A 24,972-nucleotide genomic window follows, 5' to 3' on the forward strand; every position below is an offset into this window, starting at 1 on the left:
GCCGGCTACGCCAGCGGGTCCGGCGCCGCCGTCACGCCCAGCTCGGCCAGCTTCGCCTTGCCGCCGTCGACCGCCGTCAGGACCAGGGGGCCCTCCTCGGTCAGGGCGACGGAGTGCTCCCAGTGGGAGGACCAGGTGCCGTCCGTCGTGATGACGGTCCAGTCGTCGGCGAGGACCTCGGTGCGCGGGGTGCCGAGGGAGACCATCGGCTCGATCGCCAGGCAGAAGCCGGGGACCAGCTTCGGGCCCTTGCCGCGCTTGCGGGAGACGTAGTTCAGGAGGTGCGGGTCCATGTGCATCTCGGTGCCGATGCCGTGGCCGCCGTAGTCCTCGATGATCCCGTAACGGCCGAGGCTGTGGTCGCCGACGGACGGGCGCGGCTGGCGCTTGATGTAGGTCTCGATCGCCTTCGAGATGTCGACCAGGCGCGCGCCCAGCCGCATCGCGGCGATGCCGGCCCACATCGACTCCTCCGTCACCCGGGAGAGCTCGACCAGCTCCGGCGCGTGACCGGTGCCCACGAAGGCCGTGTACGCGGCGTCGCCGTGCCAGCCGTCGACGATGGCGCCCGCGTCGATGGAGATGATGTCGCCGTCCTTGAGGACGGTCTTGTCGTCCGGGATGCCGTGGACGACGACCTCGTTCACCGAGGTGCAGATGGTGGCGGGGAAGCCGCCGTATCCGAGGAAGTTCGACTTCGCCCCGTGGTCGGCGATCACCTTGCGCGCGACCTCGTCCAGGTCCTTCGTCGTCGCACCCGGCACCGCCGCCTCGCGGGTCGCCGCGTGGATGGCGGCGACGACCAGCCCCGCCTCGCGCATCTTCGCGATCTGCTCGGGGGTCTTGATCTGCACCATCTCGGCCGCGGCCTTTCCTCGATTACAGGGGTCGGAACAACGATACGGCCGCGGTGCCCCTCACGGGCACCGCGGCCGTACCGCAGCGATCAGTGGTTACTTCTTCAGCGCGGCCATCGCGCGCGCCGTGACCTCGTCCACCTTGCCGAGCGCGGAGATCGTCACGACCAGGTTCTGCGCCCGGTAGTAGTCGATGATCGGCTCGGTCTGCGTGTGGTAGACCTCCAGGCGCCGGCGGACGGTCTCCTCGGAGTCGTCCGGACGCTGGAACAGCTCGCCACCGCAGGTGTCGCAGACGCCCTCGGTCTTCGGGGCGTTGTACTGCACGTGGAAGACGTGCGCGGAGTCGTTGCGGCAGACGCGGCGACCCGCGATCCGCTTCACGACCTCGTCCTCGGGGACCTCCAGGTCCAGAACCGCGTCCAGCTGCATGTCCTCGGCCTTGAGGACCACATCCAGCGCCTCGGCCTGGGCCACGTTCCGCGGGAACCCGTCGAGCAGGAAGCCGTTCGCGGCGTCGTCCTGCTCCATCCGGTCCTTGGCCATCCCGATGGTCACCTCGTCGGGGACGAGGTCACCGGCGTCCATGTACGCCTTCGCCTTGAGGCCCAGCTCCGTGCCCTGCGAGATGTTGGCACGGAACAGGTCACCCGTGGAGATGTGCGGGATGTCCAGGTTCTTGGCAAGAAACGCGGCCTGCGTTCCCTTGCCGGCCCCGGGCGGTCCGACGAGGACGATTCGCATCAGCGGAGGAACCCTTCGTAATTGCGCTGCTGGAGCTGGCTCTCGATCTGCTTCACGGTCTCAAGACCCACACCCACGATGATGAGGATGCTGGTGCCGCCGAACGGGAAGTTGGCATTGGCACCGCCGAAGCCTGCCAACGCCATCGTCGGCACGAGAGCGATCAGACCCAGATACAGCGAGCCCGGCCAAGTGATCCGGTTGAGCACGTAGCTCAGGTACTCGGCAGTAGGTCGACCAGCCCGGATACCCGGGATGAAGCCACCATACTTCTTCATGTTGTCGGCAACTTCCTCGGGGTTGAACGAGATCGCCACGTAGAAGAAGGCGAAGAACACGATCAGGAGGAAGTACGTAGCGATGTAGTAGGGGTGGTCACCCTTGACGAAGTGGGCTTCGATCCAGGTCTTCCAGCCGGCGGTGCTGCTCGAGAACTGCGCGATCAGTGCCGGGATGTAGAGCAGCGACGACGCGAAGATGACAGGAATCACACCTGCCTGGTTCACCTTCAACGGGATGTAAGTGGACGTACCGCCGTACGACCTGCGGCCGATCATCCGCTTCGCGTACTGCACCGGGATGCGGCGCTGGGCCTGCTCGACGAAGACGACGAGGGCCACCATCACGAAGCCGATCAGGATGACGGTGCCGAACTCGATCCAGCCCCCGGCCAGGTCGCCGCTCTTCTTGATGGCCCAGAGGGCACCCGGGAAGCCGGCGGCGATCGAGATGAACATGAGGATCGACATGCCGTTGCCGATGCCACGGTCGGTGATGAGCTCGCCGAGCCACATCACGACACCGGTGCCCGCGGTCATGGTGATGACCATGGTGGCGGTGGTGAAGATCGACTGGTCGGGAACGACCTGGCTCGCGACGGTGCAGCCGCTGAAGAGCGCGCCGGTACGGGCGGTGGCGACGAGGCCGGTGCCCTGGAGGATCGCGAGGGCGACCGTCAGATAACGCGTGTACTGCGTGATCTTGGCGGTGCCGGACTGACCCTCCTTCTTGAGGGCCTCCAGGCGCGGGATCACGACGGTCAGCAGCTGCAGGATGATGCTCGCCGTGATGTACGGCATGATGCCGAGCGCGAAGATGGTGATCTGCAGCAGCGCCCCGCCACTGAACATGTTGACCAGGCCGAACAGGCTGTTGTTGCCCTGGCTCGCCTGGTCCACACACTGCTGGACGGCCTCGTAGCTGACGCCGGGGACGGGGATGTGTGCCCCGAGCCGGTACAGCACGATGATGCCGAGCGTGAAGAGCAGCTTCTTGCGCAGGTCGGGCGTCTTGAACGCCCGGGCGAACGCGGTGAGCACGGTGCCTCCTGCGACCCCCGCGCACGTGCGTCAGAGGTGACGGTCTTGAGGTTCGACTGGATAGTGATCGCCCAGAGAGCCTTCGGAGACACCTCACGCACTCTGGACAGTGGAGGCCACCTTACCGGCGACTACGCCCCCCTAGGAACGACCAACCGGGGATGCCCCTTTTGAGAGGCATCCCCGGTCGGATGTTCAGGCCATCGAGTCGTCTCAGACGAGCTCGGTGACGGTGCCGCCGGCGGCGGCGATCTTCTCCTTGGCGGAGCCGGAGACGGCGTCGACCGTCACCTGCAGCGCCACGGAGACCTCGCCCTGGCCCAGGACCTTGACGAGCTGGTTCTTACGAACCGCACCCTTGGCGACCAGGTCGGCCACCGTGACCTCGCCACCCTGCGGGTAGAGCGCGGCCAGCTTGTCCAGGTTCACGACCTGGTACTCGGTGCGGAAGGGGTTCTTGAAGCCCTTCAGCTTCGGGAGACGCATGTGGAGGGGCATCTGGCCACCCTCGAAGCGCTCCGGAACCTGGTAGCGGGCCTTCGTGCCCTTCGTACCACGACCGGCCGTCTTACCCTTCGACGCCTCACCACGACCGACACGGGTCTTGGCGGTCTTGGCGCCCGGGGCGGGACGGAGGTTGTGGACCTTCAGCGGGTTGTTCTCCGCCATGTCAGTCGACCTCCTCGACCGTCACGAGGTGGCGGACGGTGTGCACCATTCCGCGGAACTCGGGGCGGTCCTCCTTGACGACCACGTCGTTCAGGCGCTTGAGCCCGAGCGAACGCAGGGTGTCGCGGTGGTTCTGCTTGCTGCCGATGTACGACTTCGTCTGCGTGATCTTGAGGCGAGCCATTACGCACCCGCTCCCGCACGCGCACGAAGCAGAGCCGCGGGGGCGACGTCCTCGAGGGGCAGACCGCGGCGAGCCGCGATCTCCTCGGGACGCTGCAGGCCCTTCAGGGCCTCCACGGTCGCGTGCACGATGTTGATCGCGTTGTCGGAGCCGAGCGACTTCGACAGGATGTCGTGAACGCCGGCGCACTCGAGCACGGCACGCACCGGGCCACCGGCGATAACACCGGTACCGGGGGAAGCCGGCTTGAGCAGGACGACGCCCGCCGCCTTCTCACCCTGGATCGGGTGAGGGATGGTGCCCTGGATACGGGGGACCTTGAAGAAGTGCTTCTTGGCCTCCTCAACACCCTTGGCGATGGCGGCCGGCACCTCCTTGGCCTTGCCGTAACCGACACCCACGGTGCCGTCACCGTCACCCACCACGACCAGCGCGGTGAAGGAGAAACGACGACCACCCTTGACAACCTTGGCGACGCGGTTGATCGCGACTACGCGCTCAACGTACGCGGTCTTCTCGGCGGCAGCAGCGCCACCGTCGCGACCCTTCCGGTCCCGCCGCTCGCCGCCACCGGCACCGCTGCCGCGGCGCTGGGGTCCAGCCATTGGATTACCTCTCTCTGTTACGTCCGTTAGTCCCGGAACCGGGGCTTAGAACTTCAGCCCGGCTTCGCGGGCGGCGTCAGCCAGAGCGGCAATGCGCCCGGCGTACCTGTTGCCACCACGGTCGAACACGACGGCCTCGACGCCGGCGGCCTTGGCGCGCTCGGCGACCAGGGCACCGACCTGCTTGGCCTGCGCGGACTTGTCGCCCTCGCCACCGCGGATCGACGCGTCCAGGTGGGACGCCGACGCCAGGGTGTGACCCTTGAGGTCGTCGATGACCTGCGCGGTGATGCCGCGGTTGGAGCGCGTCACGACGAGGCGCGGACGCTCCGCCGTACCCGACACGTTCTTGCGGATGCGCAGGTGACGGCGCGCCTTGGCAGCGCGCTTGTAAGCGTCGCCCTTGGCGATCTTCACACCGTATGCCATGGCTTTACTTACCAGCCTTTCCGACCTTGCGGCGGATGACCTCGCCCGCGTACTTGACACCCTTGGCCTTGTACGGGTCGGGCTTCCGCAGCTTGCGGATGTTGGCGGCGACCTCGCCGACCTTCTGCTTGTCGATGCCCTCGACCGAGAACTTGGTCGGCGACTCGACCTTGAAGGAGATGCCCTCGGGGGCCTCCACCAGGATCGGGTGGCTGTAGCCGAGCTGGAACTCCAGGTTGGAGCCCTTCGCGGCCACGCGGTAACCGACACCGCTGATCTCGAGCGCCTTCGTGTACCCCTGGGTCACACCGGTGATCATGTTGGCCACCAGCGTGCGGGACAGGCCGTGAAGGGCCTTGTTCTGACGCTCGTCGTTCGGACGGGTGACGTTCAGAACGCCGTCCTCGCCCTTAACGATCTCGATCGGAGCGGCAACGGTGTGGGTCAGGGTGCCCTTGGAACCCTTGACGGTGACCGTGCGGCCCTCGATGGTGACGTCCACGCCGGCGGGAACCGGGATGGGGAGCTTGCCAATGCGAGACATAGCTTTTCCTCCGTTCCCGACTACCAGACGTAGGCGAGGACTTCCCCACCCACGCCCTTCTTCTGCGCCTGCTGGCCGGTCAGGAGACCGTGGGACGTGGAGATGATCGCCACGCCCAGGCCGCCGAGAACCTTCGGCAGGTTGGTGGACTTCGCGTAAACCCGGAGGCCCGGCTTCGAGATCCGCTTGATGCCCGCGATGGAGCGCTCACGGTTCGGACCGAACTTGAGGTCGAGCACGAGGTTCTTGCCGACCTCGGCGTCCTCGACCTTCCAGCCGGAGATGAAGCCCTCCTGCTGGAGGATTTCCGCGATGTGCGACTTGATCTTGCTGTGCGGCATCGTCACGGAGTCGTGGTACGCCGAGTTCGCGTTCCGCAGACGCGTGAGCATGTCTGCGATCGGATCAGTCATGGTCATGAATTGGCCTTCGGCCTCTCTCGCCGGGGTTTCCTGGTGCACCATCCCTCTCCCCGATCCGAGACGGGGCGGGTGCGGTGCGGTGGACCTACGGCGTAGTAAGTCGTACGGGCGGCGGACGCCCAACCCCACAAGCCTAAGCCATGTGGGGCCGGACCTCCGCCAACCCAGTGCTTACCGAGAGACTCCGGTCATTCACCAACGCCCAAAGGGCGAAGGGGAATTACCAGGAGCTCTTGGTCACGCCCGGCAGCTCGCCACGGTGAGCCATCTCACGAAGGCACACGCGGCAGAGGCCGAACTTGCGGTACACGGAGTGCGGGCGGCCGCAGCGCTGGCAGCGGGTGTACGCACGCACACCGAACTTGGGCTTACGAGCAGCCTTGGCAATGAGAGCCTTCTTCGCCATCTCGCTTACGCCTCCTTGAACGGGAAGCCGAGGTGACGCAGAAGGGCACGGCCCTCGTCGTCGTTGGTCGCCGTGGTGACCACGGTGATGTCCATACCCCGGACGCGGTCGATCTTGTCCTGGTCGATCTCGTGGAACATGACCTGCTCCGTGAGACCGAAGGTGTAGTTGCCACGGCCGTCGAACTGCTTCGGGGACAGGCCGCGGAAGTCGCGGATGCGCGGCAGCGCGAGCGACAGGGTGCGGTCCAGGAACTCCCACATGCGGTCGCCACGGAGCGTGACGTGGGCACCGATCGGCTGGCCCTCACGCAGCTTGAACTGCGCGATGGACTTGCGGGCCTTGGTGACGGCCGGCTTCTGACCGGTGATCGTGGTGAGGTCGCGGATGGCGCCCTCGATCAGCTTCGAGTCACGGGCGGCGTCACCGACACCCATGTTGACCACGATCTTCACGAGGCCCGGGGTCTGCATGACGTTCTCGTACTTGAACTCGTCACGCAGCTTGCCCGCGATCTCCTCGCGGTACTTCGTCTTGAGACGCGGAGTGGTGGTAGCCATCAGATGTCCTCACCCGTCCGCTTGGCAACGCGGATCTTGTTGCCCTCGTCGTCGAAGCGGTAACCGACACGCGTGACGACCTTCTTGCCGTCCTTCTCCACGACCAGCTGGACGTTGGAGACGTGGACCGGAGCCTCGGTGGTCACGATGCCGCCGGCCTGGTTCGGGCCGGCCTTCGTGTGCTTCTTGACCCGGTTGACACCCTCGACCAGGACGCGGGAGTCGGCGGGGTAGGCCGCGATGACCTTGCCCTGCTTGCCCTTGTCCTTACCGGTGATGACCTGGACCAGGTCGCCCTTCTTGATCTTCATGCTTACAGCACCTCCGGCGCGAGCGAGATGATCTTCATGAACTTCTTCTCGCGCAGCTCACGGCCGACCGGGCCGAAGATACGGGTGCCACGAGGGTCGCCGTCGTTCTTGAGAATGACAGCGGCGTTCTCGTCGAAGCGAATGTACGAGCCGTCCTGGCGGCGGCGCTCCTTGACGGTGCGAACGATGACCGCCTTGACGACGTCACCCTTCTTCACGTTGCCACCGGGGATCGCGTCCTTGACGGTGGCGACGATGACGTCACCGATGCCCGCGTAGCGGCGACCCGAACCACCGAGAACACGGATGCAAAGGATCTCCTTGGCACCAGTGTTGTCGGCGACGCGAAGTCGCGACTCCTGCTGGATCACGTCTATCTCCTGATTGTCTGCCGGTTCCCGGCAGGGGCCTTCCTCTTACGAGGCAGGACCCCTGCCGAGCCTGGCGGAACGAACCTGAGGGATGCCCCTCAGGTAATTACTTGGCCTTCTCGAGGATCTCGACGACACGCCAGTGCTTCGACGCCGAGAGCTTCCGGGTCTCCATGAGGAGGACGCGGTCGCCGACGCCGGCCTGGTTCTGCTCGTCGTGAGCCTTGAGCTTGTTCGTACGGCGGATGACCTTGCCGTACAGCGCGTGCTTGACGCGGTCCTCGACAGCGACGACGACGGTCTTGTCCATCTTGTCGCTGACGACGAGGCCCTCACGGACCTTGCGGGCGTTGCGCTCGGTCTTCTCAGTCACGTTGTTCTCGCTCATCAGGCGTTCTCCACCGTCTCGATGCCCAGCTCGCGCTCACGCATCAGGGTGTAGATCCGGGCGATGTCCTTACGGACGGACTTGAGCCGACCGTGGTTCTCGAGCTGGCCCGTCGCCGCCTGGAAGCGGAGGTTGAACAGCTCTTCCTTGGCCTCGCGGAGCTTGGCGACAAGCTCCTCGTTGCCCAGCTCGCGCAGCTCGGACGCCTTGGTACCGGCCGACATCACAGCTCACCTGCCTCGCGCTTAACGATCTTGCACTTCATCGGCAGCTTGTGGGCCGCACGAGTCAGAGCCTCACGCGCGATCTTCTCGTTCGGGTAGGACAGCTCGAACATCACCCGACCGGGCTTGACGTTCGCGATCCACCACTCCGGCGAACCCTTACCGGAACCCATGCGGGTCTCGGCAGGCTTCTTCGTGAGCGGACGGTCCGGGTAGATGTTGATCCAGACCTTGCCGCCACGCTTGATGTGGCGGGTCATCGCGATACGCGCGGCCTCGATCTGGCGGTTGGTCACGTAGGCCGGGGTGAGGGCCTGAATGCCGTACTCGCCGAACGCAACCTGCGTGCCACCCTTGGACATACCGTTGCGCTTCGGGTGGTGCTGCTTGCGGTGCTTGACCCTACGGGGGATCAGCATTTCGGTCAGGCCTCCGTTCCGGTGCTCTCAGCAGCCGGAGCGGCGGCGGGAGCCTCGGCCTTGGGGGCCTCGGCAGCCTGAGCCTGCTGCGGCTTGCGACCGCGACCGCCACGCTCGCCACCGCGGCCACCGCGGCCGGCCGGACGGTCAGCGCCGCCACGGGCCGGGCGGTTGCCCGCACGGGCAGCAGCGTTCTCGGCGCGGACCTCGGCGATGTTCTTGACGTCGCCCTTGTAGATCCAGACCTTCACGCCGATGCGGCCGAAGGTGGTCTTGGCCTCGAAGAAGCCGTACTCGACGTTCGCGCGCAGCGTGTGCAGCGGCACACGACCCTCGCGGTAGAACTCCGAGCGGGACATCTCGGCGCCGCCGAGACGGCCACCACACTGGATCTTGATGCCCTTGGCGCCGGCCTTCATGGCGGACTGCATGCTCTTGCGCATGGCCCGACGGAAGGAGACGCGGGAGGACAGCTGCTCGGCGACGGCCTGGGCCACCAGCTGAGCGTCGACCTCGGGGTTCTTGACCTCGAGGATGTTCAGCTGGACCTGCTTGCCGGTCAGCTTCTCGAGCTGGCCACGGATCTTGTCGGCCTCGGCGCCACGGCGACCGATGACAATGCCCGGGCGAGCGGTGTGGATGTCCACGCGGACACGGTCACGGGTGCGCTCGATCTCAACCTTCGAGATGCCGGCGCGCTCCATGCCGGACGTCAGCATCCGACGGATGGCGACGTCTTCCTTGACGTAGTCCTTGTACAGCTTGTCGGCGTACCAACGCGACTTGAAGTCGGTGGTGATGCCGAGCCGGAACCCGTGCGGGTTTACCTTCTGGCCCATTACCGGGTTCCTTCCTTGCTGCTGACGACCACGGTGATGTGGCTGGTCCGCTTGCGGATCCGGTAGGCACGGCCCTGGGCACGCGGACGGAACCGCTTCAGGGTCGGACCCTCGTCGACGAACGCCTCGCTGATGAACAGCGAAGAGGCGTCCGTGTGGTCGTAGTTGTGCGCGGCGTTGGCGATGGCGCTGTCGAGCACCTTGCCGACCGGCACGGAGGCTGCCTGCGGAGCGAATCGCAGAACAGCCTGAGCCTCCGTGGCATCCATGCCACGGATCAGGTCCACCACGCGGCGGGCCTTCATGGGCGTGACGCGGATGTACCGCGCCTGGGCCCTGGCTTCCATGGTTGTCCCTCTCAGTTACTTACGTGTCTGAATGCGATCCGCTACTAGCGGCGCTTCGACTTCCGGTCTTCCTTGACGTGACCCCGGAAGGTGCGCGTCGGCGAGAACTCGCCGAGCTTGTGACCGACCATCGACTCGGTGACGAACACCGGGATGTGGGTCTTGCCGTTGTGCACCGCGAGCGTGTGGCCGAGCATGGCCGGCACGATCATGGAGCGACGGGACCAGGTCTTGATGACGTTCTTGGTGCCGGCTTCGTTCTGGGCGTCCACCTTCTTGATGAGGTGGTCGTCGACGAAGGGCCCCTTCTTGAGACTGCGCGGCATCTAAACCCGCTCCTAGCGCTTCTTGTTCGTCTTGCGGCGGCGGACGATGTACTTGTTCGAAGCCTTCTTCGGCGAACGAGTACGACCCTCCTTCTGACCCCACGGGGAGACCGGGTGGCGACCACCGGAGGTCTTGCCCTCACCACCACCGTGCGGGTGGTCAACCGGGTTCATCGCCACACCGCGGACGGTCGGGCGAACGCCCAGCCAGCGCTTGCGGCCGGCCTTACCCCAGTTGATGTTCGACTGCTCGGCGTTGCCGACCTCACCGATGGTGGCGCGGCAGCGGGCGTCGACGAGACGGATCTCGCCGGACGGCATGCGGAGGTGGGCCATCGTGCCCTCCTTCGCGAGCAGCTGCACGGAGGCGCCGGCGGAGCGGGCGAACTTGGCGCCGCCACCGGGACGGAGCTCGATCGCGTGGATCGTGGTACCGACCGGGATGTTGCGGAGGGCCAGGTTGTTGCCGGGCTTGATGTCGGCCGTGGGGCCGTTCTCCACCCGGTCGCCCTGCGAGAGACCACGCGGGGCGATGATGTAGCGCTTCTCGCCGTCCGCGTAGTGCAGCAGCGCGATGCGAGCGGTGCGGTTGGGGTCGTACTCGATGTGAGCGACCTTGGCCGGCACGCCGTCCTTGTCGTGGCGACGGAAGTCGATCACACGGTAGGCGCGCTTGTGGCCACCGCCCTGGTGACGGACGGTCACACGACCGGTGTTGTTACGGCCGCCCTTGCTGTGCAGGGGGCGGACCAGCGACTTCTCCGGCGTGGACCGCGTGATCTCGACGAAGTCGGCTACGGAGGAGCCACGACGGCCCGGCGTAGTCGGCTTGTACTTGCGGATACCCATTTCTCAGTCCTCGTCCGATATCGGACGACTCGACCGCCGTCAGGCGGTCGGGCCGCCGAAGATGTCGATTCGGTTGCCCTCGGCGAGGGTCACGATGGCGCGCTTGGTGTTGGCGCGCTTGCCGAAACCGGTGCGGGTGCGCTTGCGCTTGCCCTGGCGGTTGATCGTGTTGACCCCGGTGACCTTGACCGAGAAGACCGCCTCGACGGCCTGCTTGATCTGGGTCTTGTTGGCGGTGGGCGCGACGATGAACGTGTACTTGTTCTCGTCGAGCAGCGCGTAGCTCTTCTCGGAGACAACCGGCTTGACGAGGACGTCGCGCGGGTCCGTGAAGGTCTTGCTGGTGATCTCGGCCATCAGGCCTCGCTCCCCTCGTTGTTGTCGGCCTTGGGGCCAGACACGAAGGACTCGAGGGCGGCCTGGGTGAAGACCACGTCGTCGGATCGCATCACGTCGTACGTGTTCAGCTGGCCCGGCTCCAGGATGTGCACCTGGGGCAGGTTGCGGGCGGACAGCCACGCGGCCTCGTCGGAGCGCTCGACGACCAGGAGCAGGTTCTTGCGCTCCGAGATCTTGCCGAACAGCGTCTTGGCGGCCTTGGTGGAGATGCCACCCTCGACCACGCCGGTGACGACGTGGATGCGGGAGTGGTTCGCCCGGTCGGAGAGGGCACCGCGGAGGGCGGCGGCCTTCATCTTCTTCGGGGTCCGCTGCGAGTAGTCACGCGGCACGGGACCGTGCACGACGCCACCACCGGCGAACTGCGGGGCGCGGGTCGAACCCTGACGGGCGCGGCCGGTGCCCTTCTGGCGGTACGGCTTCCGGCCACCACCACGGACCTCGCCACGCGTCTTGACCTTGTGCGTGCCCTGACGGGCGGCGGCCAGCTGCGCGACGACGACCTGGTGGATCAGCGGGATGCTGACCTTGGCCTCGAAGATCTCGGCCGGGAGCTCGATGGTCCCGGTCTTGTCGCCGGAGGGCGACAGAATGTCAATGGTGCTCATATCCTCAGGCCCCCTTGGCCGCGGTGCGGACCAGGACGAGGCCGCCGTTCGGACCAGGAACCGCACCCTTGATCAGGAGCAGGCCCTTCTCCGCGTCAACGGCGTGAACGGTCAGGTTCTGGGTGGTCACGCGCTCGTTGCCCATGCGGCCGGCCATGCGCATGCCCTTGAAGACACGGCCCGGGGTGGCGCAGCCACCGATCGAACCGGGCTTGCGGTGCACGCGGTGGGCACCGTGGGAAGCCTTGCCACCACGGAAGTTGTGGCGCTTCATGGCACCGGCGAAGCCCTTGCCCTTGCTCTTGCCGGTCACGTCGACCTTGATGCCCGCCTCGAAGACCTCGGCGGTGATCTCCTGGCCGAGGCTGTACTCGCTGGCGTCAGCGGTACGGATCTCGACGAGGTGACGGCGCGGGGTGACGTCGGCCTTGGCGAAGTGGCCCTTGAGGGGCTTGTTCACCTTGCGCGGGTCGATCTCGCCGAAGGCGATCTGGACCGACTCGTAGCCGTCGACGTCGTTCGTACGCACCTGGGTCACGACATTCGGGCCGGCCTTGACGACGGTCACCGGGACGACCCGGTTGTTCTCGTCCCAGACCTGCGTCATGCCGAGCTTCTCGCCCAGGATGCCCTTGATGTTCTTAGCCATCTCGCGCGTCACCTCAGAGCTTGATCTCGATGTCGACGCCAGCCGGCAGGTCGAGACGCATCAGCGAGTCAACCGTCTTCGGCGTGGGGTCGAGGATGTCGATGAGGCGCTTGTGCGTGCGCATCTCGAAGTGCTCGCGCGAGTCCTTGTACTTGTGCGGCGACTTGATGACGCAGTACACGTTCTTCTCAGTGGGCAGCGGCACCGGGCCCGCGACCGACGCACCAGTGCGAGTCACCGTCTCGACGATCTTCTTCGCCGAGGAGTCGATGACCTCGTGGTCGTAGGCCTTGAGCCGGATGCGGATCTTCTGTCCCGCCATGGCTACTTCGTAGTCCTGTCTCTCGTAACGCTCCGGAACCCGGTCGGTTCGCGTTTCTCCTCCGACCCACGCGGTCGGGCGTGTCGCACTCCCTCTACGAAGAAATCCCGGAGGATTTCCCAACCAAGGGGGTGCGGTCCAAGACCGCGAGACGGGGGCGAAACACCCACCGGGTGCCTGGTCGGGGCCCCGCTGACACTTCCCGGAAGATTCCCGTACGTCCGCCCCTGAGAAGGGGCGACGAGTACTGTGGGACTCGCTTCCGGTCCTCCCGGCGGGAGGCGCGCAGCATCGGCACTCAACCGAGCAACCCCGCTAGTCTGCCATACGGGGCCTTCCGGCCGCCAATCGGGGCGAAGACTGTACCCCACGTCACGCCGGGCTACGCACGGAGGCGCGCCCCGCGTGCGGACGCGCGCCGTGGCCGGCCGGGCCCGGACGTCCGCCGCGCCGGTACGGCCCGGATCACGTTCTCGCTGGCCGGTCCCGCCGAGTCCGCGGTGACCAAGGGCGAGACCGGCGGCCGTCGGCCCGCCGCCGCACCGGACCTGTGGGTTCCGCGGCAGCCGGACCACCGGTCCGCGGCCCGCCGCGTCCCCCGCGCGGCGGACCGGGCGGTCAGCTGCGGGTGACCGTCCCGCATTCCTGCGGCTGCCGGTCGATCGGCTTGCTGCGGTCGTACGGGTCGACGGCCGGGCCCGACCGGGCGGGATCGGGGGCGGAGGTGTGGTCCTCCGCGAACGACGGGTGGTAGAAGCCGTCGCTGTCGTCGCAGGAGCTGTTGCCGGCGCTGCTGGCGTAGTGGTTCAGGATGAGGCGGCCCTTGGTCACCGCGTACCGCCCCGGCTGGTAGAAGGCGAAGGTCACCTCGCGGCGGACGATCGTGCGGACGACCTCGTCGGCTCCCGGCCGGGCCTTCACCAGCGGATAGACGAAGGTGTAGTCGGCGCGGACCAGGACCGCGCCCTTCTCCTTGCCCTTGCCGGGCTCGACGGTCATGTGGCCGCGGGTCTTCACGACGGAGCCGACGAGGGCGACCTCGGACGGGGAGAAGCGGCTGAAGAGCGACGTCGGGTCGTTCTCGTCCGTCGGCTTCGCCAGCGCCTCTTCCAGGCGCTGGTGGATCTCCGGCTGCTTCGGCTCGATGAGCTTCAGTGCCGCCTCCGGCCTGCCGCCCTCGAGGACGGCCGGGTCGAGGTTGGCAGCGGCCAGGAAGTCCTTCGACCGCTTCAGCGCCGCCTCGACCTGGGCCTTCGACATCCAGCCCGTCGCCTTGGCCTCCGGCGGCGTGATCCCCGCCGCGCCGTCCGCCCAGCGCAGGGCCGGCGAGCCCTTGAAGGGCTCCTTCAGGGTCGGGCGGTCCGGGTCGGCGTACTCCGGGGGTGCCGTCGGCGGGGCCGTCTCCGCGGGGAGCGGGGTGGTGTCCGCCGGGCGGTCGGTCCAGCTCGACGGCAGGGCCGAGGTGACGCTCTCCGGCAGCACGCCGGTGACCAGCTGCGGCCGTACGGCGACGAGGGCGAGGGCCGCCACGAGGGTGATGCCGAGGCCCGCCCTGATCCGGCGCCGCCGCTGGGCCCGGCCGTTCATCTCCTGCCAGGCCGGGCCGGTGCGCCAGCCCGCGGGTTCCTGGCGCTTCGCCGCCCTGGGGGCCTTGGGAGCCCTGGGCCGCTTCGTCGGCCTGGCCTTGCGCAGCGCCCGCTCCTGGGCCTCCGTGCCGAGGCCCTGCTCCTTCGCGGCCGCCACGAACGCGGCCCATTCCTCGTCCGAGACCGACGGCTTGTCCGACGGGCTGTCCGACGGCTTGTCGTTCATCTACCCCACCCCTGGTGTCGCATAGTGCGAAGCGGACGTTCTCACGCCCTGCGACCTGCGGAGAAGGCGGGTCCGCCACCCTTGATCGGTTCGTGACGTACGGAGGTCCCGTGCCCGTGCCCGAGGTCCCCGTGCTCGCTGCGGAGCCCACGTACCGCACCGCCGTCGCCTGGCTGCCGCCCGACGGGCTGTGGCCGGGCATCCAGGCGGTCCGGCGCGTGCACGACCGGCAGATCCGACGCTGGCCGCCGCACGTCAACGTCGTCTACGGCTTCGTTCCCGAGACCGACTTCGCCCGGGCGCTGCCGCTGGCCGCCGGGGCCCTGCGCGCCGTGCCGCCCTTCACCGCACGCCTTTCCGGAGTGCGCTGGTTCCGGCACCGGCACGACGCCACCGTCTGGCTCGACCCGGCCGCCGCCGACCCGGCGCCCTGGCTCGCCCTGCGCGCGGCACTGGAGGAACGCTTCCCCCGCTGCGTCGACCCGCGCCCCTACACCCCCCACCTCTCCCTCGGCCGCAGCCGCGAACCCGCCGCCCTGGCGGCCCGGTGTGCCGCGCTCCTCGGCACCTCGACCGCACCGGTCGACGAGCTCGTGCTGCTCTCGCGGCGCGGCGACGGCCCCATGGAGGTGCGCGCGACCGTGCCGCTCGGGGGATCCGCCGCCCCGCACTGAACCCCGTACGCCGAAAATCCGTCTAGCCGGTCGCACGAGGACCAGACCGGGCAAGACGGCACGCACAGGGGAAGCACGAGCGGTGGACGAGAGAAGACTGGCGCGGCGCACCGTGCTCGCGGGAGCGGCCGCCGGAGCCGCCGCCGCGGCCGTCGCCGGATGCTCCGTACCCGCTCCGCCCGGCCGCACGGCCTCCGCCGACCCCGCGCCCGGCCGGCCCGTCTCCACCGGCCGCCGGGCCCTGCTCATGCAGGTCGCCGCCCACCCGGACGACGACCTGTACTTCATGAACCCCGACACCCAGCGGCTGCTCGACGCCGGGGTCCCGCTCGTCTGCGTGTACGTCACCGCCGGCGAGCACACCGGCAAGAACTGGATCAAGGGCATGCCGGAGACCCCGCCCGACAAGGCCGCGTACTCCTCCGCCCGCCACCAGGGCCTGCGCCAGGCGTACGCGGACGCGCTCGGCGCGGACACGTTCACGCCCTGGCAGAAGCGGGTCGCCACGCTCGCCGGCGGGCGCCGCGCCGAGGTCGACACCCTCGTCCACGACGGGCGCCGGGTCGAGCTGGTCTTCCTCAACCTCCCCATGCACACCTCCCGCCGCTACATGGCGCTGCCCGCGCTCTGGCAGGACCGCGCCCTCGAACTGCGCACCCACCTCTCCGCCGGCTCCCCCGTCACCCGCGCCGACGGCTACGACCACACCGGTCTGATCGAGGTCCTCGCCGGGCTGCTCGCCGAGTACCGGCCGACGGTCGTGCACACCCTCGACCCCGACCCGGACATCCAGATAAGCGACGAGGCAACCCGCAAGCGCGACAGCGAGCAGCCCGGCTACTCCGACCACGGCGACCACACCGCCGTCGCCTCCTTCACCTGGGCCGCGCTGCTGCGCCGGGTCGCGGACGCCACCGCGGACGGCGGACCCGTCCCGGCCTTCACCACGACGGCGTTCCGCGGCTACTACAACCGCCACTGGCCCAAGAACCTCCCGCCGCGGGTCCTCGCCGAGAAGGCCGCCCACCTCGTCCCGTACGGCGGCGACCCGTCCTGGGAGTGCGGCAACCCGTCCGGCTGCGGCGACTACGGCGTGAGCGGCGACCGCCCGCTCACCAACCGGAAGGGCTGGGTGCGCGCCACCCACTACCGCTGGCCCGCCGCGGGCCCCGCCGTCACCGAGGAGGCGGGCGGCCGGCTCGTCGCGTACGGCGTGCTCGGGCTCCGCGCGGTCCGCTGGCGCGAGCGGGAGGAGCGCACGGGCGTGTTCGGGGAACCGGAGGACCTGGGCGGCGGCCCGCTGGCGCCGGTCCTCGCCCCCGCGGTGCTCGCCGACGGCCGGGTGCTGCTCTTCGGCGTGCGGTTCGCCGCGCTCTCGGGCCGCGGCGGCGCCGACCGGCGCGAGCTGGTGCTCCTGGAGCAGCGCACCCCCGGCGGTCCCTTCCTCGCCTGGCGGGGCCTCGGCAATCCGGAGCGCGGCGACGACCGCGGCCGCCGGGTCGGCGCCCCGGTGGCCGTCGCCGCTCCCGACGGCCGGGTCCACCTCTTCGTACGGAACGCCGACAAGGGCGTCTCGACGCGGGTACGGGCGGCCGACGGGTCCTGGGGCCCGTGGCGGGCGCTGCCCGCCCAGGAGGAGGTGCAGGACGGGCTGACGGCGCTGGTCGACGGCACCGGCCGGGTGCACCTGCTGGCGGCGGGCCGCACGGCCGTACGCCACTGGGTGGACGGCGCGCCCGCCGCGCCGTTGCCGCTCGCCGGCGACCCGGTCGCCGCGGTCCCGGCGCCGGACGCCGAGGACGGCGTCAGGGTCTTCTACCGCGCGCCCGCCGACGGCCGGCTGCGCTCCTCCTCCGGCACGGCACCCGCCTTCGAGGGGTACGGGCCGCTCGCGGCCGCCCCCGGCGGCCGTGGCCCGGTGCTGCTCGGCCGGGACGACCGCGGCCGGGTCCAGCTCCACCGCGACGGCCGGCTGCTCACCCGTACCCAGGGCGTCACACCGGCCGGCACCGCCCCGGTGCTGCACCGCGGCGAGGTGGTGGTGGGCCTGGGCGCGGACGCCCGGCCGTGGGTCTGGCGGCCGGGCCTCCGCGGCTGAGCGCGCTGACCCGGGCCTCCTGAAGCCGGGCCCTCCGCGCCTGACCCGGCCTCCGCGCCCGACCGGCGGCGGCCGCGGTACGCGGAAGGGCCCGCCTCCCGGAACGGGAAGCGGGCCCTCAAGTCGACCTGGGATCAGGTCACTTCACGAAGTAGCCGGTGATGTCGGCGATCAGGTCGACCGAGCCGGACTTGTTGTAGAAGTTGACCTTGCCGTCCTCGCCGACGGGCACGACGACCAGGTTCGGGATCGTCAGGCCGACGGTGAAGTTGAGGTTCGACGCGCTCGTCCGGGTCGTACCGCTCGGGTAGACCGAGACGAAGCTGCCCGCCGTCGGGTTGGTCGCGGTCACGTTGAGCACGACGGCCGTGACGCCGGTCGCCGGAACGCCCTTGACGCCGGCCACCTGGAGCGAGGCCACGCCACCGGCGGCGATCTTGGCCTTCGGGACGCCGGTGCCGTCACGCGTGTCCATCATCCGCAGCGGACCGAGGTTGATGTGCGACGCGCCCTCCGTGCCGGAGGAGAAGTAGCCGGTGATGTCGGCGAGCAGGTCGACCGAGCCGGCCCGGTTGTAGAAGCTGACCTTGCCGTCCGCTCCGACGGGCACGATCACCAGGTTCGGGATCGTCTGGCCGGCGACGAAGTTGAGGTTCGACGCGCTGGTCCGGGTCGTGCCGGTCGGGTAGACCGAGACGAAGCTGCCGGCGGTCGCGTTGGTCGCGGTCACGTTGAGGACCACGGCCGTGACGCCGGTCGCGGGAACGCCCTGGGCACCGGTGACCTGGAGGTCGACCACGGCGCCCGGACCGACCTTGGCCTGCGGGACGCCCGTGCCGTTACGGGTGTCCATCAGCCGCAGCGGACCCAGGTTGCTGTGGGTCGAGCCGGTCGTGTCCTTGACGTAGTAGCCGGTGATGTCCGCGAGCAGGTCCACCGAGCCGTTGCGGTTGTAGAACCGCACCTTGCCGTCGACGACCGGGACCGTCACCAGATTCGGGATGGTCTTGCCGGCCGTGAAGTTGAGGTTCGACGCGCTGGTGCGGTCGGTGCCGTTCGGGTAGACCGAGACGAAGCTGGCGTCGGTCGGGTTGGTCGCGGTGACGTTGAGGACGACCGCGCCCACGCCCGTGGCGGGGATGCCGTTCGCGCCGGTGACCTGGAGGACGACCTCCTGGCCGGCGCCGACCTTGGCCTTCGGCACGCCGAGGCCCGCGCGGGTGTCCATCAGGCGGGTCGGGGTGACCGGCGTGAAGGTCTTCGGACCGGGGACGGTCACGGTGACCTGCGGCGTGGACGTCACCTTGCCGGAGGTGTGCGTGGCGCGGACCGTGATGGTGTGGGCGCCGAAGCCGCCGAGCACGGTGGACCAGGAGCGGGCGGTGCCGCTGGTGGTGGCGGCCGTCTGGCCGTCGACGAGGACCTCGAACTTGTGGATGAAGGTGTTCGACGTGCTCGTCGTCCAGTTCACGGTGACCGGGCCGGGCGTCTCGTAACCCGTGCCGGCGCGGGTCGCGCCGCCGCCCACCGAGCTGACGGTGAGGCCGCTGACGGAGCCGGTGGCGTAGCTGCGGATGGTCGGCAGCTGCGGGTAGAGGCCGTCGCCGGGGCAGACGGTGTTGTAGCCGTTGCGGTGTCCGGACACGGCGTCGAACTCGTACGTCTGGCCGGTGGTGAACGACTGCCGGAAGTAGTTGTTCTGCGTGGCGCCGGCGGTCAGCGTGGCCTTGCCGGCCGGGTTCACCCCGTACTGGCCGAGCTTGTACGCGATGACCTTGGAGGCCGAGGCGAGCGCGGCGTCCGGGGCCGGCGAGGACTCCGCCGTGTGGTCGCCGAGGATCGCGACGCTGGTCGACTCGCTGTTCCAGCCGTACGTGTGCGCGCCGAGGACCGGCTGGTCGATGCCGCCCTGGCGGCCCTCGAAGATCTTGCCGCACTTGTCGACGAGGAAGTTGTAGCCGAGGTCGCGCCAGCCGTTGGTCTTCACGTGGTAGACGTGCAGCGACCGGACGACGGCCGCGGAGTCGGCGCAGTCGTACGTGATGTCCGGTGTGTGGTGCACGAACGCGGCCTTGATCTTGCCGCCGGGCAGGTAGATCGGGCCCTCGTTGTTCAGGGACTCGTCGGCCTGCCACTCGGCGCGCGTGACGATCTTGGGCTGCGGCGCGGTGGACGCGGGGCCGGGCGTGCTCGGCGGGAGGTCCGTGGAGAACGCGGCCGACTCGGCGTTGAAGCCGCCGTCCTTCGAGTCGCCCGTCGACTCCTTCTTCGGGTCGACCAGGTCGACGCGGAGGCCGTCCGGCAGCTCGTTGTTGGCGGTGCCGTCGCTGACCCGGACCTCGACACCGTCGGCAGAGCCGACCCAGATGGGCTCGGTGGAGCCACGGGCGCCGGCACGCTTGCCGTCGAGGAAGGCCGGGTAGGGCTCGAGGTCCCGCCACTCGCCCCAGGTGCCGTCCGCGGCGCTGCGCGCGCGGGCCTGGATGGTGCCCTTGATCTTCGCCGCGGGGTCCGTCCAGGACACGCCCATCAGGTCGAAGGGTTCGGTGGTGGTCTTGGTGAGCGTCGCCTCGCCGTGACCGCGGTCGGTCAGCGCGAGCTTCTGGACCTCGCTCTTGATGGGCCCCTCGGTGTTCTGCGCGGTGGCCGTGTTCCCGCCGGCGTCCGACGTCCCCACCCCGGCGCCCGCGACGCTCTGGATGCCCAGGACCGCGGCGGCGGCCAGTGCGGCGCCCAGTGCCGTACGACGTACTCGTCTGCCCGTTGTGCGACGCGCTCGACGTCCCGATTTCAAGTTGTCTCCACCCCTGTTGGTCATGACACGCCTGACCGGCGGCATGCTACGGGACGCGTGTTCGACTACCGCACAGGGGGGGTGGGTTGGTGTGCGGAGGCAAAGCGGAAGGCCCCGCACCACCGAAGTGGTGCGGGGCCCTCTCAAGCAGCTCCAGGAGCTACCAGGTCAAACCACCGAAGTTCGCGAGAACTTACTTGGTGATCTTGACGACCTGGCCGGCGCCGACGGTCCGGCCACCCTCACGGATGGCGAACTTGAGGCCCTCCTCCATGGCGACGGGCTGGATCAGCGCGACGGACATGGAGGTGTTGTCGCCCGGCATGACCATCTCGGTGCCCTCGGGGAGGGTCACGACGCCGGTCACGTCCGTGGTACGGAAGTAGAACTGCGGGCGGTAGTTGTTGAAGAACGGGGTGTGACGGCCACCCTCGTCCTTCGACAGGATGTAGGCCTGGGCCTCGAACTCGGTGTGCGGCGTGACCGAACCGGGCTTGATGATGACCTGGCCGCGCTCGACGTCCTCGCGCTTGATGCCACGGAGGAGCAGACCGACGTTCTCACCGGCCTGGCCCTCGTCGAGCAGCTTGCGGAACATCTCGATGCCGGTGACCGTGGTGGTGGTCTTCTCGGTCTTGATGCCGATGATGTCGACGGTCTCGTTGACCTTGAGGACACCACGCTCGATACGACCGGTGACGACGGTGCCACGACCGGTGATCGTGAAGACGTCCTCGATCGGCATCAGGAACGGCTTGTCGACGTCACGCTCGGGCTGCGGGATGGACTCGTCCACGGCCTTCATGAGGCCGAGGAGCTTCTCGCCCCACTCCTTGTCGCCCTCGAGCGCCTTGAGCGCCGAGACGCGGACGACCGGCAGGTCGTCGCCCGGGAACTCGTACTCGGTGAGGAGCTCACGGACCTCGAGCTCGACGAGCTCCAGGATCTCCTCGTCGTCCACCATGTCGGCCTTGTTCAGGGCGACGACGATGTACGGAACGCCGACCTGGCGGGCCAGGAGCACGTGCTCCTTGGTCTGCGGCATCGGGCCGTCGGTGGCGGCGACCACGAGGATGGCGCCGTCCATCTGCGCCGCACCCGTGATCATGTTCTTGATGTAGTCCGCGTGACCGGGGCAGTCGACGTGGGCGTAGTGACGCGACTCGGTCTGGTACTCGACGTGCGCGATGGAGATCGTGATACCGCGCTGGCGCTCCTCAGGAGCCTTGTCGATCTGGTCGAAGGCCGAGGCCTCGTTCAGGTCCGGGTACGCGTCGTGCAGCACCTTGGTAATGGCGGCCGTGAGGGTCGTCTTACCGTGGTCGATGTGACCGATGGTGCCGATGTTGACGTGCGGCTTAGTCCGCTCGAACTTCGCCTTCGCCACTGGGGTCCTCCTGTGGAGTGGTTCTGTACGCCTTACTCATCGGCGCCAGGGTGATCTTTGCTGGGGTGCCGCCCGCCGGGGTTCTTTCCCTTGTCGGGTCCGACCCCCGGCGGTCGGTGTCAAGCCTAAAGCGTGGGAACGCGGTGCGTTAAACGCGGTGCGTTACTCGCCCTTGGCCTTCGCGATGATCTCCTCGGCGACGTTCCGCGGAACCTCGGCGTAGGAGTCGAACTGCATCGAGTAGCTTGCGCGACCCGAGGTCTTGCTGCGGAGGTCGCCGACGTAGCCGAACATCTCCGACAGGGGCACGAGGCCCTTCACGATGCGGGCACCGTGACGCTCCTCCATGGCCTGGATCTGGCCACGGCGGGAGTTGATGTCGCCGATGACCTCGCCCATGTAGTCCTCGGGCGTGGTGACCTCGACGGCCATCATCGGCTCAAGGAGCACGGGGGAAGCCTTGCGCGCGGCCTCCTTGAAGGCCTGCGAACCGGCGATCTTGAACGCGAGCTCGGAGGAGTCGACCTCGTGGTACGCACCGTCGTGCAGGATCACGCGGACGCCGGTCATCTCGTAACCGGCGAGGATGCCGAACTGCATGGCCTCCTGCGCGCCGGCGTCGACCGAAGGGATGTACTCCTTCGGGATACGACCACCGGTGACCTTGTTCACGAACTCGTACGAGGTCTCGCCGCCCTCGATCGGCTCGATGCCGATCTGGACCTTGGCGAACTGACCCGTACCACCGGTCTGCTTCTTGTGCGTGTAGTCCACGCGCTCGACGGCCTTGCGGATCGTCTCGCGGTAGGCCACCTGCGGCTTGCCGACGTTGGCCTCGACCTTGAACTCACGGCGCATGCGGTCGACCAGCACCTCGAGGTGCAGCTCGCCCATGCCACCGATGATGGTCTGGCCGGTCTCCTCGTCCGAGTGGACCTGGAAGGAGGGGTCCTCCTCCGCGAGACGCTGGATGGCGACACCCAGCTTCTCCTGGTCACCCTTGGACTTGGGCTCGATGGCGACCTGGATGACCGGGGCCGGGAAGTCCATGGACTCCAGGATGACCGGGTTCTTGTCGTCACAGAGCGTCTCACCGGTGGTGGTCTGCTTGAGACCCATCACGGCGATGATGTCGCCGGCGCCCACCGAGTCGATCTCCTCACGCTTGTTCGCGTGCATGCGGTAGATCTTGCCGATGCGCTCCTTCTTGCCCTTCACGGAGTTCAGGACAGAAGAACCGGAGTCCAGGCGACCGGAGTACACGCGGACGAAGGTGAGCTTGCCGAGGTGCGGGTCGCTCATGATCTTGAACGCGAGCGCCGACAGCGGCTCCTCGTCGGACGGCTTGCGCTTGACGACCTCCTCCGGGTTGTTGACGGCGTGGCCCTCGATGGCCTCGACGTCAAGCGGGGAGGGGAGGTAGCGCACGACCGCGTCGAGCAGGGGCTGGACACCCTTGTTCTTGAACGCGGTACCGCAGAACACCGGGGTGACCGTGGTGTCCTTGGACTTGCCGGAGGCGATCGTGATGCGGCGGACGGCCGCGTACAGCTGCTCCTCGGTGGGCTCCTCGCCCTCGAGGTACAGCTCCATGATCGCTTCGTCGTTCTCGGCCACGGCCTCGATGAGCTTGCCGCGGTACTCCTCGGCGAGCTCGGTGTGGGTGTCCGGGATGTCGACGACGTCGTACATCTCGCCCTTGGTGGCCTCGGCGGACCACACGAGGGCCTTCATGCGGACGAGGTCGACGACGCCCTGGAAGTCGGCCTCGGCACCGATCGGAAGCTGCATCACGATCGGCTGGGCGCCGAGGCGGTCCTCGATCATGCCGACGCAGCGGAAGAACTCGGCACCGGTGCGGTCGAGCTTGTTGACGAAGCAGATGCGCGGAACGCCGTAGCGGTCCGCCTGACGCCAGACGGTCTCGGACTGCGGCTCGACGCCGGCCACGCCGTCGAACACCGTGACAGCACCGTCGAGCACGCGCAGCGAACGCTCCACCTCGACGGTGAAGTCGACGTGACCCGGCGTGTCGATGATGTTGATCGTGTGATCGACGTCCTCGAGCGGCCAGTGGCAGGTCGTCGCGGCGGACGTGATGGTGATGCCGCGCTCCTGCTCCTGCTCCATCCAGTCCATCGTGGCAGCGCCGTCGTGGACCTCACCGATCTTGTAGGAGACACCGGTGTAGAACAGGATCCGCTCGGTGGTGGTCGTCTTGCCCGCGTCGATGTGGGCCATGATGCCGATGTTGCGCACCTTGGCCAGGTCAAGCGAAGTGGTAGCCATAAGGCTTCAGTCTTCTCTCGGTCTCGATGTGGGTTGCGACTACCAGCGGTAGTGCGCGAAGGCCTTGTTGGACTCGGCCATCTTGTGCGTGTCCTCGCGCTTCTTGACCGAAGCACCGAGGCCGTTCGAGGCGTCGAGGAGCTCGTTCATGAGGCGCTCGGTCATGGTCTTCTCGCGACGGGCGCGGGAGTAGCCGACCAGCCAGCGCAGCGCGAGGGTGGAGGCGCGACCGGGCTTGACCTCGATCGGCACCTGGTAGGTGGCGCCACCGACACGGCGGGACTTGACCTCGAGGGACGGCTTGACGTTCTCGAGAGCGCGCTTCAGCGTGACGACCGGGTCAGCACCGGTCTTCTCGCGGAGGCCCTCCATGGCGCCGTAGACGATGCGCTCGGCGGTGGAACGCTTGCCGTCCAGCAGGATCTTGTTGATCAGCGAGGTGACAAGAGGAGAGTTGTAGACCGGGTCGATGATGACCGGGCGCTTCGGGGCGGGGCCCTTACGAGGCATTCTTACTTCTCCTTCTTGGCGCCGTAGCGGCTGCGAGCCTGCTTACGGTTCTTGACGCCCTGCGTGTCGAGGGAACCGCGGATGATCTTGTAACGAACACCCGGCAGGTCCTTCACACGGCCACCACGCACGAGCACGATGGAGTGCTCCTGCAGGTTGTGACCCTCACCCGGGATGTAGGCCGTGACCTCGATACCGCTGGTCAGACGCACACGCGCGACCTTACGGAGGGCCGAGTTCGGCTTCTTCGGGGTGGTCGTGAACACACGCGTGCAGACGCCACGGCGCTGAGGGGAACCCTCGAGTGCGGGCGTCTTGTTCTTCTCGACCTTGTCCTGCCGGCCCTTACGGACCAGCTGCTGGATCGTAGGCACTACTTCTCCGGTTTCTGTGTGCCGTTCGGTACAACTAACCTGGAACGTCGCCGACCCACGCGGTCGGGTGTGTCGAATCGCGCGGACCTCCGCCGGTGGCGGAAAGGGGCGCTGATTGCGGTGGCCGGTCTCGGATCCGACGTGCGGTTGAAGACACGCACACGGCTCCGGGCACACCCCAGGCACAAGGCATGAGCGTACCTATCGCATGCACTCCGGTCAAAACAAATGCCCACGCACAGA

At 68.2% G+C, this 24,972-nt stretch carries 32 protein-coding genes; 2 read left to right on the plus strand and 30 right to left on the minus strand.

What is annotated here, in order from left to right:
• Nucleotides 1-5: 5 nt before the first annotated feature.
• The 25 genes from map to ACFY8W_RS10270 all read right to left on the minus strand — a co-directional run bounded on the left by map (nt 6) and on the right by ACFY8W_RS10270 (nt 14,603).
• Nucleotides 6-857 carry a type I methionyl aminopeptidase gene (gene map / locus ACFY8W_RS10150; RefSeq protein ID WP_391102674.1) on the minus strand — a complete coding sequence of 284 codons (852 nt, stop codon included), beginning with the start codon at nt 855-857 and terminating at the stop codon, nt 6-8.
• Nucleotides 858-953: 96 nt separating this feature from the next.
• Nucleotides 954-1,601 carry an adenylate kinase gene (locus ACFY8W_RS10155; RefSeq protein ID WP_391102677.1) on the minus strand — a complete coding sequence of 216 codons (648 nt, stop codon included), beginning with the start codon at nt 1,599-1,601 and terminating at the stop codon, nt 954-956.
• Nucleotides 1,601-2,920, minus strand: coding sequence for a preprotein translocase subunit SecY (gene secY / locus ACFY8W_RS10160; protein ID WP_391102679.1), 1,320 nt, complete (start codon nt 2,918-2,920; stop codon nt 1,601-1,603). The genes ACFY8W_RS10155 and secY overlap by 1 nt, the downstream gene beginning before the upstream one ends.
• Nucleotides 2,921-3,133: 213 nt before the next feature.
• Nucleotides 3,134-3,589: a 50S ribosomal protein L15 gene (gene rplO / locus ACFY8W_RS10165; protein ID WP_128985125.1), complete on the minus strand. Its 456-nt coding sequence runs from the start codon at nt 3,587-3,589 to the stop codon at nt 3,134-3,136.
• A 1-nt stretch (nt 3,590) separates the two neighbouring features.
• Nucleotides 3,591-3,773: a 50S ribosomal protein L30 gene (gene rpmD / locus ACFY8W_RS10170; protein WP_005313525.1), complete on the minus strand. Its 183-nt coding sequence runs from the start codon at nt 3,771-3,773 to the stop codon at nt 3,591-3,593.
• Complete coding sequence (rpsE, locus tag ACFY8W_RS10175; RefSeq protein ID WP_030201551.1) at nt 3,773-4,378, minus strand: 30S ribosomal protein S5; 606 nt, start codon at nt 4,376-4,378, stop codon at nt 3,773-3,775. The genes rpmD and rpsE overlap by 1 nt, the downstream gene beginning before the upstream one ends.
• 45 nt (nt 4,379-4,423) lie before the next feature.
• Nucleotides 4,424-4,807, minus strand: coding sequence for a 50S ribosomal protein L18 (gene rplR, locus ACFY8W_RS10180; RefSeq protein ID WP_282694365.1), 384 nt, complete (start codon nt 4,805-4,807; stop codon nt 4,424-4,426).
• 4 nt (nt 4,808-4,811) lie between these two features.
• Entirely contained in the window at nt 4,812-5,351 is a 540-nt protein-coding gene (gene rplF, locus ACFY8W_RS10185) for a 50S ribosomal protein L6 (protein WP_128985127.1), read from the minus strand.
• 20 nt (nt 5,352-5,371) lie between these two features.
• Nucleotides 5,372-5,770 (minus strand): 30S ribosomal protein S8, encoded by a 399-nt coding sequence (gene rpsH, locus ACFY8W_RS10190; RefSeq protein WP_384421347.1) that lies wholly within the window; start codon nt 5,768-5,770, stop codon nt 5,372-5,374.
• A gap of 223 nt (nt 5,771-5,993) precedes the next feature.
• The gene (locus tag ACFY8W_RS10195; RefSeq protein WP_003956452.1) at nt 5,994-6,179 is read right to left on the minus strand and encodes a type Z 30S ribosomal protein S14; all 186 of its coding nucleotides are present in this window, start codon (nt 6,177-6,179) and stop codon (nt 5,994-5,996) included.
• A 5-nt stretch (nt 6,180-6,184) separates the two neighbouring features.
• A complete protein-coding gene (rplE, locus tag ACFY8W_RS10200; protein ID WP_128985128.1) occupies nt 6,185-6,742 on the minus strand; it encodes a 50S ribosomal protein L5 in 558 nt (185 codons plus the stop codon).
• The gene (gene rplX / locus ACFY8W_RS10205) at nt 6,739-7,050 is read right to left on the minus strand and encodes a 50S ribosomal protein L24 (protein ID WP_189974770.1); all 312 of its coding nucleotides are present in this window, start codon (nt 7,048-7,050) and stop codon (nt 6,739-6,741) included. Before rplX ends, rplE begins: the two co-directional genes overlap by 4 nt.
• A 2-nt stretch (nt 7,051-7,052) precedes the next feature.
• The gene (rplN, locus tag ACFY8W_RS10210; protein WP_003956455.1) at nt 7,053-7,421 is read right to left on the minus strand and encodes a 50S ribosomal protein L14; all 369 of its coding nucleotides are present in this window, start codon (nt 7,419-7,421) and stop codon (nt 7,053-7,055) included.
• 106 nt (nt 7,422-7,527) lie between these two features.
• Nucleotides 7,528-7,809 carry a 30S ribosomal protein S17 gene (gene rpsQ / locus ACFY8W_RS10215; RefSeq protein ID WP_386863973.1) on the minus strand — a complete coding sequence of 94 codons (282 nt, stop codon included), beginning with the start codon at nt 7,807-7,809 and terminating at the stop codon, nt 7,528-7,530.
• Entirely contained in the window at nt 7,809-8,033 is a 225-nt protein-coding gene (gene rpmC, locus ACFY8W_RS10220; protein WP_128985131.1) for a 50S ribosomal protein L29, read from the minus strand. Before rpmC ends, rpsQ begins: the two co-directional genes overlap by 1 nt.
• On the minus strand, nt 8,033-8,452 hold the full coding sequence (gene rplP / locus ACFY8W_RS10225) for a 50S ribosomal protein L16 (RefSeq protein WP_030494257.1): 420 nt from the start codon (nt 8,450-8,452) through the stop codon (nt 8,033-8,035). Before rplP ends, rpmC begins: the two co-directional genes overlap by 1 nt.
• Before the next feature lie 5 nt (nt 8,453-8,457).
• Nucleotides 8,458-9,291: a 30S ribosomal protein S3 gene (gene rpsC / locus ACFY8W_RS10230; protein WP_362523674.1), complete on the minus strand. Its 834-nt coding sequence runs from the start codon at nt 9,289-9,291 to the stop codon at nt 8,458-8,460.
• Nucleotides 9,291-9,638, minus strand: a complete 348-nt coding sequence (gene rplV, locus ACFY8W_RS10235; RefSeq protein ID WP_030359020.1) for a 50S ribosomal protein L22 — start codon at nt 9,636-9,638, stop codon at nt 9,291-9,293. The genes rpsC and rplV overlap by 1 nt, the downstream gene beginning before the upstream one ends.
• Before the next feature lie 44 nt (nt 9,639-9,682).
• Nucleotides 9,683-9,964: a 30S ribosomal protein S19 gene (gene rpsS / locus ACFY8W_RS10240; RefSeq protein WP_023547380.1), complete on the minus strand. Its 282-nt coding sequence runs from the start codon at nt 9,962-9,964 to the stop codon at nt 9,683-9,685.
• 12 nt (nt 9,965-9,976) lie between these two features.
• Nucleotides 9,977-10,813, minus strand: coding sequence for a 50S ribosomal protein L2 (gene rplB, locus ACFY8W_RS10245; protein WP_046908246.1), 837 nt, complete (start codon nt 10,811-10,813; stop codon nt 9,977-9,979).
• A 39-nt stretch (nt 10,814-10,852) separates the two neighbouring features.
• Nucleotides 10,853-11,170, minus strand: a complete 318-nt coding sequence (gene rplW / locus ACFY8W_RS10250; protein ID WP_128985133.1) for a 50S ribosomal protein L23 — start codon at nt 11,168-11,170, stop codon at nt 10,853-10,855.
• Complete coding sequence (gene rplD / locus ACFY8W_RS10255) at nt 11,170-11,820, minus strand: 50S ribosomal protein L4 (protein WP_391102686.1); 651 nt, start codon at nt 11,818-11,820, stop codon at nt 11,170-11,172. The genes rplW and rplD overlap by 1 nt, the downstream gene beginning before the upstream one ends.
• A 4-nt stretch (nt 11,821-11,824) precedes the next feature.
• Complete coding sequence (rplC, locus tag ACFY8W_RS10260) at nt 11,825-12,469, minus strand: 50S ribosomal protein L3 (protein WP_265864042.1); 645 nt, start codon at nt 12,467-12,469, stop codon at nt 11,825-11,827.
• Nucleotides 12,470-12,482: 13 nt separating this feature from the next.
• Nucleotides 12,483-12,791, minus strand: coding sequence for a 30S ribosomal protein S10 (rpsJ, locus tag ACFY8W_RS10265; RefSeq protein ID WP_003948644.1), 309 nt, complete (start codon nt 12,789-12,791; stop codon nt 12,483-12,485).
• A 618-nt stretch (nt 12,792-13,409) separates the two neighbouring features.
• Nucleotides 13,410-14,603 (minus strand): hypothetical protein, encoded by a 1,194-nt coding sequence (locus ACFY8W_RS10270; protein ID WP_391102689.1) that lies wholly within the window; start codon nt 14,601-14,603, stop codon nt 13,410-13,412.
• Between the two features lie 110 nt (nt 14,604-14,713).
• Here ACFY8W_RS10270 and ACFY8W_RS10275 point away from each other — a divergent pair, with 110 nt between their 5' ends.
• A complete protein-coding gene (locus ACFY8W_RS10275) occupies nt 14,714-15,277 on the plus strand; it encodes a 2'-5' RNA ligase family protein (protein ID WP_391102692.1) in 564 nt (187 codons plus the stop codon).
• 82 nt (nt 15,278-15,359) lie between these two features.
• Nucleotides 15,360-17,375, plus strand: a complete 2,016-nt coding sequence (locus ACFY8W_RS10280; protein ID WP_391102694.1) for a PIG-L family deacetylase — start codon at nt 15,360-15,362, stop codon at nt 17,373-17,375.
• A 139-nt stretch (nt 17,376-17,514) separates the two neighbouring features.
• Here ACFY8W_RS10280 and ACFY8W_RS10285 read toward each other — a convergent pair whose 3' ends face one another.
• The 5 genes from ACFY8W_RS10285 to rpsL all read right to left on the minus strand — a co-directional run bounded on the left by ACFY8W_RS10285 (nt 17,515) and on the right by rpsL (nt 24,729).
• Nucleotides 17,515-20,052: an N-acetylmuramoyl-L-alanine amidase gene (locus ACFY8W_RS10285; protein ID WP_391102696.1), complete on the minus strand. Its 2,538-nt coding sequence runs from the start codon at nt 20,050-20,052 to the stop codon at nt 17,515-17,517.
• 310 nt (nt 20,053-20,362) lie between these two features.
• Entirely contained in the window at nt 20,363-21,556 is a 1,194-nt protein-coding gene (gene tuf / locus ACFY8W_RS10290; protein ID WP_365754583.1) for an elongation factor Tu, read from the minus strand.
• Between the two features lie 162 nt (nt 21,557-21,718).
• The gene (fusA, locus tag ACFY8W_RS10295; RefSeq protein WP_391102699.1) at nt 21,719-23,845 is read right to left on the minus strand and encodes an elongation factor G; all 2,127 of its coding nucleotides are present in this window, start codon (nt 23,843-23,845) and stop codon (nt 21,719-21,721) included.
• A 39-nt stretch (nt 23,846-23,884) separates the two neighbouring features.
• Nucleotides 23,885-24,355: a 30S ribosomal protein S7 gene (gene rpsG / locus ACFY8W_RS10300; RefSeq protein ID WP_128985143.1), complete on the minus strand. Its 471-nt coding sequence runs from the start codon at nt 24,353-24,355 to the stop codon at nt 23,885-23,887.
• 2 nt (nt 24,356-24,357) lie between these two features.
• On the minus strand, nt 24,358-24,729 hold the full coding sequence (gene rpsL, locus ACFY8W_RS10305) for a 30S ribosomal protein S12 (RefSeq protein ID WP_003948652.1): 372 nt from the start codon (nt 24,727-24,729) through the stop codon (nt 24,358-24,360).
• Nucleotides 24,730-24,972 lie beyond the last annotated feature (243 nt).

This window comes from Streptomyces sp. NPDC012637 (genome assembly GCF_042954805.1).
Taxonomy (GTDB): domain Bacteria; phylum Actinomycetota; class Actinomycetes; order Streptomycetales; family Streptomycetaceae; genus Streptomyces.